The following is a 15,664-nucleotide window of genomic DNA, read 5'->3' on the forward strand; positions in this document are numbered from 1 at the left end:
GCGCTGTAACAACAACGACAGGCTAGGCATCCTGTCGAAAGTGGCGGGCATTATGCCAACGTGGTAGAAAATTACAACCCTTAATGTTGAACCATCACCAGCCGCACCAGACATTCCTGGCATTATTGGCCACATGACCAATAATGGCGGTTCATTTCCTGATCGGGAGCCATCACATGCTATACCGCCCCCTCGGCAGCAGCCCCCTGAAAGTGAGCGCCCTGTGCCTGGGCACCATGACCTGGGGCGAACAGAACACCCAGCGCGACGCCTTCGCCCAGATCGACCGAGCACGGGACGCCGGCGTCAATTTCATCGACTGCGCCGAGATGTATCCGGTACCGCCGCGCGGCGAGACCTATGGTTCGACCGAAACCATCATCGGCCAGTACCTGCGCGAACGAGGCCAGCGTGACAACTGGGTGCTGGCCAGCAAGATTGCCGGCCCGAGCCGCGACATGCAGCATATCCGCGGCGGCCAGACCCGCTTCAATCGCCACCATATCACCGCCGCCCTGGATGCCAGCCTGCAGCGTTTACAGACTGATTATCTGGATCTTTATCAATTGCACTGGCCCGACCGCAACACCAACTTCTTCGGCAAGCTCGGCTACCAGCATGATCTGGAGGAACAGATCACGCCGATTGAAGAATCGCTGGAGGTGCTGGATGAGTTGGTGCGGGCTGGCAAGATCCGCTATATCGGGCTGTCCAACGAAACCCCTTGGGGCACCAGTCGCTTTCTGCAGTTGGCAGAAGCCCGCGGCTGGCCGCGGATCGTGTCAATCCAGAATCCCTACAATCTGCTCAATCGCAGCTATGAGGTCGGGATGGCCGAAATATCGATACGCGAGCAGGTCGGCCTGCTCGCCTACTCGCCACTGGCCTTCGGTACTCTCACGGGCAAGTACCTGAATGGCCTGCGACCGGAGAAAGCACGCCTCACGCTGTTCAGCCGCTTCAGCCGCTATACCAACCCACAGGCCCAGAAGGCCTGCGCCCGCTACGTACAGCTGGCTCGGGACCATGGCATGGACCCGGCACAGATGGCGCTGGCCTTTGTCACCCGGCAACCCTTCGTTACCAGCAATATCATTGGTGCGACCAATATGGACCAGCTGAACCGCAACCTCAGCAGCATCAATATGGGGCTGACGGACAAGATCCTGGAAAGCATCGAGGAAATTCACCGCAGCCAACCCAATCCCGCACCTTAAGCGTCTTCCATAACGACAAAGGGCAGCCACTCGAGCTGCCCTTTTCGTTACGCCGCGTCATCACCAGCTCAAGGCTTGTGCGGCCGAGCCAGAAAATCATGAGACTGCATTTCCAGCAGGCGGCTGAGGGTACGCTGGAATTCGAACTCCAGCCGGCCACCGACATACAGATCCTTGAGTGGCACCTCTGCCGAGACGATCAACTTGACGTTGCGATCATAGAACTCGTCAACCAAATTGATGAAGCGTCGCGCCATGTCGTCCTTGGCCAGATTCATCTGCTCAATATTTGAAATCAGCACCGCCTGGAAGATCTTGCCCAGGGCGATATAGTCGTTCTGGCTGCGCGGCCCGTCACAGAGCTCGCGGAATTCGAACCAGGCGACGTTCTCGTACATCCGCACCGCCTTGACCGCGCGATTCTCGATAGTCAACTCGGCATTATGCTGCACATGCTCCGGCTCCAGCACCAGGCTGTCGAAGCTGCATTGCAAACTGGAGTCCGCTTCCTGACCCAGCGGCCAGTGATACAGATCGGCCTGCTCCAGCGCGCGCAGACGATAGTCCACGCCGTTGTCCACGTTCACCACCTCGGTATGTTCCTTCAGCAGCGCAATGGCTGGCAGGAAACGCGCCCGCTGCAAGCCGTCCTTGTACAGGCCATCAGGTACGATGTTGGAGGTGGCGACCAGGATGACACCGTGATCGAAGAGCTCTTCCATCAGTGTGCCGAGGATCATGGCATCCGTGATGTCAGTGACGAAGAACTCATCGAAACAGATCACCCGCGCCTCATCGGCGAACTTGCGGGCGATGAGCTTCAGCGGATTCTTCTCGCCCTTGAGTTCACGCAGCTCCTGATGGACCCGCTGCATGAAGCGGTGAAAGTGCGTACGCATCTTGCGCTTGATCGGCAAGGCATCGAAGAAGGTATCGACCAGATAGGTCTTGCCCCGGCCGACGCCCCCCCAGAAATACAGACCCTTGACCGGTATGCTGCGCTTGGGACGAAACTTGCCGAACAGGCCGACACTGCGCGGCGGACCCGCTTCGAGAATCTCGTCGTAGAGCCGCTGCAGATGCCTGACTGCATTTTCCTGCGCAGGATCATGGAAAAAGTCCGGACGCTTGAGGTCCGCCTGATAGCGTTCAAGAGGCGTCATGCTGGGTGGGGTCCAGTGAAAAACAGGGGCCCGTACTCTACCTGCCATGCCGCCACTTGGCAATCAGCCAAGCGCCTGCTCCGCCGCCGCTTTCAGCTCCACCAGCTTGCCGTGGAAGAAGTGACTGGTATCGGCGAAGCGTACCACCTCAACATCAGCCTGATCCTCGAATAGCCCGAACACCGCCTCCGGTGCGACTACCTCGTCCGCCTCCCCCATCAGCACCGTGGTCGGCCCCGGCAACGGCAGCAGATCGGCGAAGGGCATGCGCTCAACCGAGGGGGCTACCAGCACTACCCGAGCCGGCCAGTCAGCCTGCTCGCAGGCAGCCGCAGCGGCCACATAACCGCCAAAGGAAAAGCCCATGAGCCACAGGGGCAGATCACCGAACTCCCGCGCCGCCCACTCGATCACCGCCTTGCAGTCGTCGGTTTCACCTACCCCGGCGGCATGCTCACCGCCGCTCTCCCCCACCCCACGGAAATTGAAACGCACTGTATTGGCGTTGAGGTCCCGCGCCGCGCGCATCAATGTGGAGACCACCTTGTTGTGCATGGTCCCGCCATGCAGCGGGTGCGGATGACAGATGATCGCCACCGCCTGCGCCTGCTCGGCACGGGTCACCAGCAGCTCCAGCGCCCCGGCGGGACCATCGATCAGTAATTTGTCTTCAGCGTTGTGCTTCATTCAGTTTCTCCGTGACTGCTGTATTCCCACCTGCGTCGCATAACCTACACTGAAGCTAGTCAGTTCCGGCCCGCAGCAACAGGCGCTAGCCTTGTTTGCGAAATGCCGTTACCGTAGCAGCAGACCCAAGCAGCGCGTTGGCGCCGCACGTTTCAGTTCAATGAGGGACCCAAGGTGGAAACAAGCGAAAACCTGTGGATTGCAATAGCTATCGCCCTGGCAGTGGGCTTCATCGTCGGCATCATTGTAGCCCGTCTGGCGCCACGTATCAGCGGCGGACAGTCATCCAGCACTCAAGCCCAACTGGAGAGCCTGCAGCTGCGCTTCGAAGAATACCAGCAGGAAGTCGCCAGCCATTTCAACACCACTGCCAATCTGGTCACCCGCCTGAACCGCAGCTATCAGGATATCCAGGAGCATCTGGGCCAGGCTGCCGTAGATCTCGCGCCTGACGACATGACCCGGCAACGTCTGTTGGCCGCGCTGGAGCAGGAAAATGACCCGGTCTCCTCTCGCGACCGTATCGAGCCAGTGTTCGACACGCTCGAACCGCCCCGTGACTATGCCACCAAAGCGGACGAAGACCCCGGCATGCTATCCGAAGAATTCGGCGTAAAACGCAAATAAAGCCCGCCCTCGCCGGTGGCGCTAAACGGATTCCTCCATGCCCGATGCCGAACAACGCTTTGTAACCAGATCATCGGACGACCCGTCCCATCTCGTCATACGTGGTGACTGGGTCCTGGAGCACTACGCCGAACTGCGTCAGCTGGTTGGCCGGCTGCGCAACGAGCAATCTGCCGACGTAGAGGCGGACCTGAGCCAGATCGGCAGACTGGATACCGCTGGCGGCCAACTGCTGACCGAGCTGCTCGGCAGCGAGCGCATCCAGACCCTGACCGATGAAGGCGCCAGCCTGCCCGAGGAGCGCCGGGTATTGCTGCGCCGTATCGCCCATAGCCTGCAGCGGGAGCCGCAACCGCAACCGCACCATGGCGCCGTATTCGAACTGCTCGGCAATATAGGCAAGGGCACGCTGGCGTTTCATGACCATGTGCGCACTCTGCTGGGCTTTGTCGGCCTCACCCTCGCCGGGCTGGCCTTCGGTTTGCTGCGCCCTTCAACCTGGCGGCTGACCTCCGTGGTTGCCCAGGTCGAACAGATTGCCCTGAATGCCGTCGGCATCGTCGCTCTGCTTACCTTCATGGTTGGCGCGGTCATCGCCTTCCTCGGCGCCACCGTGCTGGCAGACTTCGGCGCGACCATTTATACCGTCGACCTGATCGCGTTCTCTTTCCTGCGTGAGTTTGCCGTACTCTTGACCGCAATTCTCATGGCCGGGCGTACCGCCAGTGCCTTCACCGCGCAGATCGGTTCGATGAAGGCCAACGAGGAGATCGATGCAATTCGCACGCTCGGCCTCAATCCGCTGCAGATTCTGGTCATCCCCCGCGTCATTGCCATGATGATTTCACTGCCGATCCTCACCTTTATCGGCATGCTGTCCGGCCTGCTCGGCGGCGCCGTGGTCTGCTCGCTGGCGCTGGATATATCCCCGACCATGTTTCTCAGCATCCTGCAGCAGAACGTGGCGGTGCAGCATTTCTACCTGGGCATGGTCAAGGCGCCATTGTTCGCGTTCCTGATTGCCATCATCGGCTGCATGGAAGGCTTCAAGGTCAGCGGCAGCGCCGAGTCGGTCGGCGAGCACACCACGTCCAGCGTGGTGCAGTCGATCTTCGTGGTCATCCTCATGGATGCACTGGCCGCGCTGTTCTTCATGGAGATGAACTGGTGACCGACAAGCAAGCACCATTGGTGGAGATACGCGGCCTGGTCAATCGCTTCGGCAAACAGACCGTACATGACAATCTGGACCTGGATATCCACCCCGGAGAGATTCTCGGCGTGGTGGGCGGCTCGGGCACCGGCAAGTCGGTACTGCTGCGCTCCATCGTCGGCCTGCGGCGGCCCAATGCCGGTAGCGTCAGGGTTTTCGGCAAAGACCTGCAGCAACTGGATGAACAGCAGCGTTCCCAGGTCGAGCGACGCTTTGGCGTACTGTTTCAACGCGGCGCACTGTTCTCCTCGCTGACGGTGACCGAGAACGTCGCCCTGCCGCTGATCGAACATGCCGGGCTCAGCCGCGACGACGCTGAACATCTGGCCTGCATGAAACTGGCGCTGGCCGGTTTGCCGCCCGGCGCCGGTGACAAATTTCCCTCCGAGCTGTCCGGCGGCATGGTCAAACGCGCAGCCCTGGCGCGCGCACTGGCCCTGGACCCGGACATCCTGTTCCTTGACGAACCGACCGCCGGCCTGGACCCCATCGGCGCCGCCGCCTTCGACCAGTTGATTCTCACCCTGCGCGACGCCCTCGGGCTGAGTGTATTTCTGGTCACTCACGACCTGGATACCCTGTACGCTATCTGCGACCGGGTGGCGGTACTGGCGGAGAAGCGCGTCCTGGTCGCCGATACCCTGGAGCGCGTCGCGGCCACCGAGAACGACTGGATCCAGGAGTATTTCCACGGTCCCCGCGGACGCGCCGCAGTAGCGGCCACTGCCAATCAATCCAGCCATCAGCCGGAGTTCCGCTAATGGAAACACGCGCTCACCACGTCATGATCGGACTGTTCACCCTGCTCGCTGGTGTCGGTGCGATTTTCTTTGCCATCTGGATCAGCAACGCCACCACCAGCAAGGACTACCGCTATTACACGGTGGTCTTCCGCGAAACGGTCACCGGCCTGTCCCGCGGCAGCGCCGTGCAATACAGCGGCATTCCGGTAGGTGACATCAGCGAGCTGACCCTCGACCCGAGCGACCCAGGCCAGGTGCTGGCCCGCGTACGGGTGAGCGCCACCGCCCCGGTCACCCAGGATACCAAGGCCAGACTGACCTTCACCGGTATCACCGGCAACTCAGTGATCGAGCTGGTGCCCGGCGACCCGCAAAGCCCATCTCTGGAGAGCGTCGATGGTGAAGAGCCACGCATCTATGCCGTGCCCTCCCCACTCTCCAGCCTGCTGGCCAACGGCGAGGATCTGATGACCAATATCAATCAGTTGGTGATCAGTGCGCGCAACCTGCTGTCGGACGAAAACGCCGAGCGTATCGCCAGCACCCTGGAGTCTATCGATACCGCCGCCAGCAGCCTGTCCAGCCAAGGCGATGATGTAAAAGCCCTGGTCGGCGAGTTGACGCTTGCCAGCCAGCAGGCCGGCGAGCTGATGGGCAGCATCAACACCCTGGTCAATAATCAAGGCAGCCAGACGCTGAACAGCGCCGAGCAGACCCTGGAATCCATCGCCCGCGCCAGCGAAACCCTGGAGAACATGCTGCAGGACAACAGTGAAGCCTTCACCAACGGCATGCAGGGCCTCGGCCAGTTGGAGCCGGCAATCAATGAATTGCGTGGCAGTCTCAACGCGCTGCGCTCGATCACCCGCCGCCTGGAAGACAACCCCGCACGCTTCCTGCTGGGCCGTGACACCTTCGAGGAATACCAGCCATGATCCGCCGCCTGACATCCGTTGCGCTGTTTACCGCTCTGCTGGGGCTTGGTGCCTGCACCGTACTGCCCGAATCCGAAGCCCTGAGCGTCTACCAATTCCCGTCGCCGCCAGCCGGCAGCGCCAGCAGCGAGCCGCGGTTGCCGTTGTCACTGCGGGTGAATACGCCACAGGCCGGCTACGCTTTCAGCGGGCCGCGCATCATGGTGGTCACCGCCGATAACCAACTGCAAAGCTACAAGGGCGTCCGCTGGAGCGATCCCTCACCCCAGCTGCTGCGCGAATACCTGGCGGTATCCCTGCAGCGCTCCGGCGCGCTGAGCAGCGTCACCACCGATGAGCATGCACTGCATGCCGATGTCCATCTGGATACCAACCTGCGCCGCTTCCAACTGAACACCGACGACACCCCCCGGATCGTCATCGAGCTGGATGCCCGCCTGGTCAATCCGGAAAGTCGGCGCATCTATGTCAACCACAGCTTCCTGGTTCAGCAGCCGGTCACCAGCACCCAGATCACCGACGTGGCCCAGGGATATGGCCAGGCGACGGAGGAACTGACCCGGCAATTGCTGGCTTGGACCCGACAGCAATTGGCGCCGCTCTCCCACGACTGAAGCCGTTGCCTCGCCGCATCATGACATTTAGTGATATGGAATCATGCTGGAACAAAAGCGCAACCTGTTGCATGCTTCGGCACACAACAACAAGCTGCGCTGGAGCTCCCGCCAATGAAGACCATCGGCTATGCTGCCCATGATCCGCAATCACCTCTGACGCCCTGGGAATTCGACCGTCGGACGCTTCGTGCCGACGATATCGCCCTGGATATCCTGTATTGCGGGGTATGTCATTCCGACCTGCATATCGCCCGGAACCATTGGGGAGTCACCCGTTATCCACTGGTGCCGGGGCACGAAATCATCGGGCGGGTTATCGCGGTGGGCGAAGAGGTCAGCGGCTACCGGGTGGGTGATCATGTCGCGGTCGGCTGCATGGTCGACTCCTGTCAGCAGTGCGATCAGTGCCACCAGGGTGAGGAACAATTCTGCCGTCAGGGTATGACCAGCACCTATGGCGGTCGTGACCGTATCACCGGCGAACGCACCCAGGGCGGCTATGCCCGTCAGCTGGTGGTGCGGGAGAAATTCGTTCTCAGGATGCCTGACGGCCTGGACCTGGCCCGCGCCGCGCCGTTGTTATGTGCCGGTATCACCACCTACTCTCCACTGCGCACCTGGCAGGTCGGGCCGGGCAGCCGGGTAGCCATCGTCGGACTTGGCGGGTTGGGCCACATGGCCGTCAAGTTCGCCGTGGCCATGGGCGCCCAGGTCACGGTACTTGGCCGCACCGATGCCAAGGCTGCAGATGCCACAGCCTTGGGTGCCACAGCATTCCTGGCCACCAATGATGCCGAGGCCATGGCTGCTGCTCGTGCCAGCTTCGACCTGATCGTGGATACCATCCCGGTCCAGCATGACCTCAAACCCTACCTGCCATTGCTGGACATCGATGGCACCCTGGCGGTAGTCGGCCAGATAGGCCCGGTGGACAGCCTGACCACGGTCCCCCTGATTAGCGGCCGTCGCCGGGTGGCCGGCTCGGCCATTGGCGGCATTGCCCAGACCCAGGAGATGCTCGAGTTCTGCGCAGAGCACAACATCCTGCCCGAGTGCGAAATGATCCCCATGCAGCAAATCAACGAGGCGTTCGACCGCATGGAGGAAGGCGACGTGCGTTACCGATTCGTCATCGACATGGCGTCGCTGGCGTAACCCTCAGCAGATTGAGGGGCTACCGCCCGTCATAACACCAGCAGCAACAGCACCGGCAAGGTCAGCATCGCCAGTAGTGTCTGCAGGGTAATGACCCCCGCCATCAGATGCGCATCGCCGCCGTACTGCCGTGCCAGCACATAGGCAGTGGGCGCGCAGGGCAGCGCAAAAAACAGCACCAAGGTGACCCGCTCCATCGTCGGCATGCCCAGCAGCCCGACCAGCAGCCAGGCCCCCAACGGCATCAAGATCAACCGCACCAGGGTGCTGATCAACAGCGCACGTGTCTCACCGTGCAGATTCTGAGGCTGCAGCGCAGCGCCAACACACAGGAGCCCCAGGGGCAGGCTGCTCGCCGCCAGCAGCGTCAACAGATTATCCATCCCCCCGCCCAACCGCAGGCCGGAGAGATTTGCTGCCACCCCGAGCAAGCAGGCCAGGATCAGCGGGTTCTTCAACAGGATCAGCAGCTGCGCGCGCCGGTTCAGACTCCCCCCCGACGTCAGCGCCTGCACCGACAGGATATTGACCGCCGGCACCGTGATCGCCAGCAACAGCGCCATGAGCGTCAGTCCTTCACCACCAAATAACGCGCCAACGGTAGCCAGGCCGATGTAGGTATTGAACCGCAACGTACTCTGCACGAACACACCAAACCGTGCCGCCGGCCAGTCCAGCCAGCGCCGCAGCACGATCAGCCCCAGCCATGCCACGCCGAGCACCACGCCCACACACAGTGCCACCCGCGCCAGCGCCGGGCTGTTCAACGGCGCTCCGGCCAGACTGCTGAACAGCAGCGCCGGGAACAGTACAAAGTAATTGATGCGCTCGGCACCGGGCCAGAATTCAGCATTGGGAAAGCCCGCCCGGCGCAAGACATAACCGCCCAGAATCAGGGCGAACAGCGGCCAGAGGGAGGCGAGTAACTGGGTCATTCGAGGATATATCCAGATCAGAGACGCGGCAGGCAGGTTACCTGACGAAGGTCATGTCCGACCAGCCCGACGTAGCGCAATACCTTGCCGCCCTTTGATACAGCGGCGCTGCCAGTCATTAAGCCCAGTGCTCGTTGAAACCTACGCCCAAGCTCACTACGACAGTATTTTTTTTGAAGGCTGTCGAAATTATTGTCTGGAAACCGACTACCAGGTAACCAAAAAACAAACAGGAGATGATTATGTCTAGCGAAACCGGCACCGTCCGCCTACACCGCGTATTGGCAGCACCCGTTGAGCGAGTTTACAAAGCGTTTACCGATAAACAGGCATTGGAGTACTGGCTACCGCCCTACGGCTTTACCGGTACGATCCATGAAATGGATATCCGCGTGGGTGGTGGCTACCGTATGTCTTTCACCAATTTCGGTACTGGGGTCAGTCATTCGTTTACCGTTGAATATATCGAGCTGACACCTAACGAACGTATTCGCCATACCGATCGCTTTGACGATGAAAACCTCCCCGGCGAAATGCAAGTTGCCATCGAACTGAAAGCCGTATCCAGTGGCACAGAGATACGCATAGTTCAGGAAGGCATTCCTTCGGTCATCCCCGTTGATAGCTGTTATCTGGGCTGGCAGGAATCACTGGAGCAGCTTGCCCGGCTGGTTGGGCCGGATATCCCCGATCATGGCTGAAAATGATGAATGCCATCATGGCAGAACAATAAAAGCCCGCATGTGAGCTGCACCCCAAAAGTTGGACTCATCCGACCTTTGGGGTGTTTTTCATGGCGAGATATGACGAAGATCTCAAGATAGAGATTACACAGCTTGGTTTGCGATACTGGTATGCGTTATCGCCATAAGCAACTTCAGCAGCGCAGCATGACAAAGTCACTTAGCAGCGTCGTCCGTGTTGGAGGTTTACCGGTAGGCTTGAGGCGATTGCCAAGCCGATATAGGATGCGGTAGGAGATTTTTCCATAGCACCTGCATCGCACTAGGGCTTTTCATGGCTTTGCCGGGGCAGGCCCAGACTTCAGCAGGCGCAGTCGTCTTCGACAACCTGCGCATCTTTAATGGTACCACCTTGACTGAGCCCAAATGATGACGGGAGCAGAAGCCGAAGCGACACGCATGCGCGACCTCACCAGTGTTCACGCTCTGGGTGGCCCGGCATTCGGCCTCAAGATGGCGATCGATAGAGGCGTTATATCCGGGCCACGTATTTGGCCGCCTGGGGCGCCGCGCCATCCCGCATCGATAATAGAACCACGATGATTAAGAATGACTAAAAATCCATACGGTTTGCGAACGTCTTTCTGTCGTTTTGGTCTTATCCTGGGCTCTCTCTTCTTTGCCGCCTCTTTCACACCAAGCCTGATACCCCGTAATTTTGAGATTCAGGGCGCCCTCGCCGGAATTGCCTTCGGTGCTGGATATGGCATTGGCGTCATTCTGAACACGCTGTGGCGTTATCTGGAACTACCGGGACTTGATCGGCGACTTTTAAAATTTGTAAAACCGTTGATTAGCACGATTGTTCTGGCAATTATGCTTTTGGCGCTCTACCACTCGGCAAGCTGGCAAAACTCTGTACGCCATGCTGTCGGCATGGATTCCGTGGATAGCGCCTATCCTTTCAGCGTCACGCTTATCGCCATTCTATGCTTTTTGATTCTCCTTTTTATTACGCGAGGACTGATCATCCTGGGGCGGTCCATCGCAGGTAAGTTCTACAATCGTTTCCCACGCAGAATTTCCATTGTGGCCGGCGCAGTGATTACGATTGCCCTCACGTTTACTTTCGCAAACGGCGTGCTTGTGAAGTACACATTCCGCTTTTTGGATAACTCGTTTCAACGATTTGACGCACTGCTGGAGCCAGATCGTCCGCAACCGCTTATCCCAGAACGGGCAGGCAATCCTTTATCTAAACTTGAATGGCGAAAACTGGGGCGCGCAGGCAGAGAATTCGTGGCATCGGGGCCAAGGGCGGAGGAAATCAGCGCTTTTACACAGCAAAAGTCGTTTGAGCCCATCCGGCTATATGCTGGCTTGCAAATAGCCGAATCTCCCGAGGAAAGGGCTGCCTTACTGCTCGAAGAACTGATCTCGTTAAATGCGTTCGAGCGCCAAGCATTGCTTATTATTACGCCGACCGGAACGGGCTGGGTTGATCCATCAGCCATAGATGGACTTGAATTTCTGCTTAATGGCGATATCGCCAGTGTCGCGTTGCAGTATTCCTATTTAAGCAGCCCTCTTTCACTGTTGTTTCAACCTGAAAGCGGGCTCGCTTCGGCGGAAGCACTGTTCCGGGTGGTTTATGATCACTGGAAAGAGTTGCCTGCAGAACACCGGCCCAAGCTGTATCTTCACGGGCTAAGTCTTGGTGCGCTCAACTCGCAACGTTCGATCACTTTCTTCGATATGCTGGGGGATCCAATCGACGGAGCAGTGTGGAGCGGCCCACCCTTCGCAAGTACAAAATGGCGTTCGCTGACAAACAATCGCGATACGGGTTCGAGCGAATGGCTACCCATTTTTCAAAATGGGCGGTTTATACGTTTTATGAACCAAGATGGAACACCGGAAGGCAATACCGCGCCATGGGGCGACCTGCGCTTCGTCTATCTGCAATATGGTAGTGATGCGATTACGTTTTTCGACAGAAGCCTTCTCTATCGCGAAGCGGACTGGATGAAATCTCCGCGTGCGCCCGACGTATCCCCCTTGCTTCGGTGGTACCCGATTGTCAGCATGCTCCAATTGTTTATCGATATGCCGCTGGCGGACACCGTACCGATGGGATACGGCCATGTTTTTGCCCCCGAACACTACCTGAATGCATGGCTGGAAGTTACCGGTGGTGCAAAGTGGGACACTCAGAAGATCGATACTCTCAAGACGCTCTTAAAACAGCGCAGCTTGCACGCCGATGGGTATGAGCATCGGGGCGGCTAGAACGCATCACGCTTATTCAAGCGGGAATCATCTCCAACCTTGAAATAGTTGGCGCATTCGACAGGAGTGAAAAGCCCAAAATAAAGGCCGCCGCTGTTTCACAGCGGCGGCCTTTATTGAGTCTTAATTTTTAATCCAACTCAACATCTACAAATCAAGCTCACTCCCATTCAATCGTCGCCGGCGGCTTGCTGGAGATATCGTAGGTGACCCGTGACACACCGCTGATTTCGTTGATGATGCGGTTGGAAACGGTTTCTAGGAACTCGTAGGGCAGGTGCGCCCAGCGCGCGGTCATGAAGTCGATGGTTTCTACGGCGCGAAGAGCAATGACCCATTCGTAGCGACGGGCGTCACCGACCACACCGACAGATTTGACCGGCAGGAATACTGCGAAGGCCTGGCTGGTCTTGTGGTACAGGTCAGCCTTGCGCAGCTCTTCGATGAAGATGTGGTCGGCGCGGCGCAGGATGTCGGCGTATTCCTTGCGCACTTCAGCGAGGATACGCACGCCCAGGCCCGGACCGGGGAACGGGTGACGGTAGACCATGTCGTAGGGCAAGCCCAGTTCCAGACCGATCTTGCGCACTTCGTCCTTGAACAGTTCACGCAGCGGCTCGACCAGTTCAAAGGCCATGTCTTCCGGCAAGCCGCCAACGTTGTGGTGAGACTTGATCACATGGGCCTTGCCAGTCTTGGCGCCGGCCGATTCGATCACGTCAGGATAGATGGTGCCTTGGGCCAGGAACCGGACATCCTGCAGCTTGGTCGCCTCCTCGTCGAATACTTCGATGAAGGTGCGGCCGATGACCTTGCGCTTGGCCTCCGGGTCGGTCACGCCGAGCAGGCGGGACAGGAATTTCTCTTCGGCATTGGCGCGAATCACCTTGACGCCCATGTTCTCGGCGAACATGGCCATGACCTGCTCGCCTTCGTGCAGACGCAGCAAGCCGTTGTCGACAAAGACGCAGGTCAGCTGATCGCCAATAGCGCGGTGCAGCAGCGCGGCAACCACCGAGGAATCGACACCGCCAGACAGGCCAAGCAGCACCTTGGCGTCGCCCACCTGGGCACGCACGGTGGCGATGGCATCTTCAACGATGTTGGCCGGCGTCCACAGCGCTTCGCAGCCGCACAGCTCGAGAATGAACCGGGACAGGATCCGCAGCCCCTGCTTGGTGTGGGTCACTTCCGGGTGGAACTGCACGCCGTAGAAATGACGAGCGTCGTCACCCATGGCTGCGATCGCGCAGCTCGGCGTGCTGGCCAATACCTTGAAACCGTCCGGCAGTTCGATAACCTTGTCGCCATGGCTCATCCAGACGTCCAGGTTCAGCACACCGTCATCGGCTACCGCATCCTCGATTCCATCGAGGAAACTGCTCTTGCCAACCAGATCAACCCGCGCATAACCGAACTCGCGCTCTTCGGAACCCTGCACCGCGCCACCCAGCTGGGCAGCCATGGTCTGCATGCCGTAGCAGATACCCAACACCGGCACCGCCAGCTCGAACACGACCTGTGGCGCGCGCGGGCTGCCGTTTTCGGTAACGGACTCGGGACCGCCGGCCAGGATGATGCCCTTGGGTGCGAACTCGCGGATAGCCGCTTCGTCCATATCCCAGGCGTGGATTTCACAGTAAACGCCGATTTCACGTACGCGCCGTGCAATCAGTTGAGTGTACTGGGAACCGAAATCCAGGATCAGGATGCGGTGAGCGTGAATGTCATGGGACATGGTGTGTTCTCGATAAAGTAAGAGCTGCGAGTTACAAGCGGCGCCCGAAGACGCCACTTGTGGCTGATGACTGAACCGGATCAGCTGACCCGGTAATTCGGCGCTTCCTTGGTGATCTGCACGTCATGCACGTGGGATTCGCTCATGCCGGCCCCGGTGATGCGGACAAATTCGGGCTTGGTGCGCATCTCTTCGATGCTGCCGCAACCGGTGTAGCCCATGGAAGCACGCAGCCCCCCCATCAACTGGTGCAGAATCGCCGCCAGCGCACCCTTGTAGGGGACGCGGCCTTCGATGCCTTCGGGTACCAATTTCTCGGCACCGGCGCCGGCGTCCTGGAAGTAACGGTCTGCCGAGCCACCGCTGGCATTGGCCATCGCACCCAGCGACCCCATGCCGCGGTAGGCTTTGTAGGAGCGACCCTGGAACAATTCGACCTCACCCGGGGCCTCTTCGGTACCGGCAAACATCGAGCCCATCATCACTACCGATGCGCCAGCGGCAATGGCCTTGGCCAGGTCGCCGGAGAAGCGGATACCACCATCGGCAATCAGTGGCACACCGGTATCCTTCAGAGCCGCGGCAACGTCGGCAATCGCGGAGATCTGCGGCACGCCAACTCCAGCAACGATGCGGGTGGTGCAGATGGAGCCGGGGCCGATACCGACCTTGACCGCATCGGCGCCAGCGGCAGCCAACGCCAGTGCAGCGGCACCGGTAGCAATGTTACCGCCGACCACCTGAATGTCCGGAAACGCCTGCTTGACCCAGCGAACCCGCTCGATCACACCCTTGGAATGGCCGTGGGCGGTATCAACGATGATCACGTCAACCCCGGCCTTGGCCAGAGCAGTTACCCGCTCCTCGGTATCAGCGCCCGTGCCGACAGCCGCACCAACTCGCAGCCGGCCCTGCTCATCCTTGCTGGCCAGCGGATAGGCCTTGGCCTTCTCGATGTCGTTGACCGTCATCATGCCTTTCAGGCGGAAAGCATCATCAACGACCAGCACCCGCTCGATGCGATGCTTGTGCAGCAGCTTGCGTACTTCGCCGGTGGAAGAGCCTTCCTTGACGGTGACCAGGCGTTCCTTGGGCGTCATCACGTCCCGCACTTTCGCGTCCAGACGGGTTTCGAAACGGATATCACGGGAGGTAACGATGCCGACCAGATCGTCGTTGTACAGCACCGGCACACCGGAGATGTTGTTCTGGTGGGTCAAGTCGAACAGGTCGGCTACGGTTGCATCGGCGCCGATGGTAATCGGATCCTTGACTACGCCGGCTTCGAACTTCTTGACCTTGCGTACTTCGTTGGCCTGCTGTTCGATGGTCATGTTCTTGTGAATGATGCCAATGCCACCTTCCTGAGCCATGGAAATGGCCAGGCGGGCTTCGGTCACAGTGTCCATGGCCGCCGACACCAGCGGAATGCTCAGCTCGATCCCTCGGGTCAGGCGAGTTTTGAGACAGACATCCTTGGGCAGCACTTCGGAATAACCGGGCACCAGCAGAACATCATCGAAAGTAAGGGCTTCTTGGCGAATACGCAGCATAGCAGGGGCTCCCGAGCGGGAAAAATGGAAGCGCGTCATTATACCCATGCTGCCAGCGGTACTCAATTGGAATCATCACAATGCAGTATTCCGCCGACCGGGAGCTGGT

General features: G+C 59.4%; 14 protein-coding genes. 9 read left to right on the forward strand and 5 right to left on the reverse strand.

What is annotated here, in order from left to right; all coding sequences use genetic code 11:
* Positions 1–176: 176 nt before the first annotated feature.
* Positions 177–1,217 carry an NADP(H)-dependent aldo-keto reductase gene (locus tag DHB74_RS03650; RefSeq protein WP_280164665.1) on the forward strand — a complete coding sequence of 347 codons (1,041 nt, stop codon included), beginning with the start codon at positions 177–179 and terminating at the stop codon, positions 1,215–1,217.
* Between the two features lie 68 nt (positions 1,218–1,285).
* Here DHB74_RS03650 and zapE read toward each other — a convergent pair whose 3' ends face one another.
* Both zapE and DHB74_RS03660 read right to left on the reverse strand, forming a co-directional pair.
* A complete protein-coding gene (zapE, locus tag DHB74_RS03655; protein WP_499160819.1) occupies positions 1,286–2,380 on the reverse strand; it encodes a cell division protein ZapE in 1,095 nt (364 codons plus the stop codon).
* A 63-nt stretch (positions 2,381–2,443) separates the two neighbouring features.
* Positions 2,444–3,067, reverse strand: a complete 624-nt coding sequence (locus DHB74_RS03660; RefSeq protein ID WP_499160820.1) for an alpha/beta hydrolase — start codon at positions 3,065–3,067, stop codon at positions 2,444–2,446.
* 174 nt (positions 3,068–3,241) lie between these two features.
* On the opposite strand from DHB74_RS03660, the gene DHB74_RS03665 reads away from it, so the two are divergent.
* The 6 genes from DHB74_RS03665 (at position 3,242) to DHB74_RS03690 (ending at position 8,357) form a co-directional block, all read left to right on the forward strand.
* Positions 3,242–3,694 carry a Z-ring associated ZapG family protein gene (locus tag DHB74_RS03665; RefSeq protein WP_036989414.1) on the forward strand — a complete coding sequence of 151 codons (453 nt, stop codon included), beginning with the start codon at positions 3,242–3,244 and terminating at the stop codon, positions 3,692–3,694.
* Positions 3,695–3,731: 37 nt separating this feature from the next.
* Complete coding sequence (locus DHB74_RS03670; protein WP_499160821.1) at positions 3,732–4,865, forward strand: ABC transporter permease; 1,134 nt, start codon at positions 3,732–3,734, stop codon at positions 4,863–4,865.
* Positions 4,862–5,668: an ABC transporter ATP-binding protein gene (locus tag DHB74_RS03675; RefSeq protein WP_499160822.1), complete on the forward strand. Its 807-nt coding sequence runs from the start codon at positions 4,862–4,864 to the stop codon at positions 5,666–5,668. Before DHB74_RS03670 ends, DHB74_RS03675 begins: the two co-directional genes overlap by 4 nt.
* Positions 5,668–6,585, forward strand: coding sequence for an MlaD family protein (locus tag DHB74_RS03680; RefSeq protein WP_499160823.1), 918 nt, complete (start codon positions 5,668–5,670; stop codon positions 6,583–6,585). Before DHB74_RS03675 ends, DHB74_RS03680 begins: the two co-directional genes overlap by 1 nt.
* Entirely contained in the window at positions 6,582–7,199 is a 618-nt protein-coding gene (locus DHB74_RS03685) for an ABC-type transport auxiliary lipoprotein family protein (RefSeq protein WP_499160824.1), read from the forward strand. Before DHB74_RS03680 ends, DHB74_RS03685 begins: the two co-directional genes overlap by 4 nt.
* Before the next feature lie 114 nt (positions 7,200–7,313).
* Complete coding sequence (locus DHB74_RS03690; protein ID WP_499160825.1) at positions 7,314–8,357, forward strand: NAD(P)-dependent alcohol dehydrogenase; 1,044 nt, start codon at positions 7,314–7,316, stop codon at positions 8,355–8,357.
* 29 nt (positions 8,358–8,386) lie between these two features.
* Here the strand turns inward: DHB74_RS03690 and DHB74_RS03695 are convergent, their stop codons facing one another.
* Entirely contained in the window at positions 8,387–9,292 is a 906-nt protein-coding gene (locus DHB74_RS03695) for an AEC family transporter (RefSeq protein WP_136868867.1), read from the reverse strand.
* A 242-nt stretch (positions 9,293–9,534) separates the two neighbouring features.
* On the opposite strand from DHB74_RS03695, the gene DHB74_RS03700 reads away from it, so the two are divergent.
* Together DHB74_RS03700 and DHB74_RS03705 are read left to right on the forward strand one after the other, a co-directional pair.
* Entirely contained in the window at positions 9,535–9,993 is a 459-nt protein-coding gene (locus DHB74_RS03700) for an SRPBCC family protein (RefSeq protein WP_499160826.1), read from the forward strand.
* Positions 9,994–10,584: 591 nt separating this feature from the next.
* A complete protein-coding gene (locus DHB74_RS03705; RefSeq protein ID WP_499160827.1) occupies positions 10,585–12,264 on the forward strand; it encodes an alpha/beta hydrolase in 1,680 nt (559 codons plus the stop codon).
* Between the two features lie 160 nt (positions 12,265–12,424).
* Here DHB74_RS03705 and guaA read toward each other — a convergent pair whose 3' ends face one another.
* Positions 12,425–14,002, reverse strand: coding sequence for a glutamine-hydrolyzing GMP synthase (guaA, locus tag DHB74_RS03710; protein WP_499160828.1), 1,578 nt, complete (start codon positions 14,000–14,002; stop codon positions 12,425–12,427).
* Positions 14,003–14,082: 80 nt separating this feature from the next.
* Complete coding sequence (guaB, locus tag DHB74_RS03715) at positions 14,083–15,555, reverse strand: IMP dehydrogenase (RefSeq protein WP_499160829.1); 1,473 nt, start codon at positions 15,553–15,555, stop codon at positions 14,083–14,085.
* Positions 15,556–15,664 lie beyond the last annotated feature (109 nt).

The sequence above is a fragment of the Pseudomonas sp. G11-1 genome, assembly GCF_024031555.1.
GTDB classification, from domain to species: domain Bacteria; phylum Pseudomonadota; class Gammaproteobacteria; order Pseudomonadales; family Pseudomonadaceae; genus Halopseudomonas; species Halopseudomonas bauzanensis.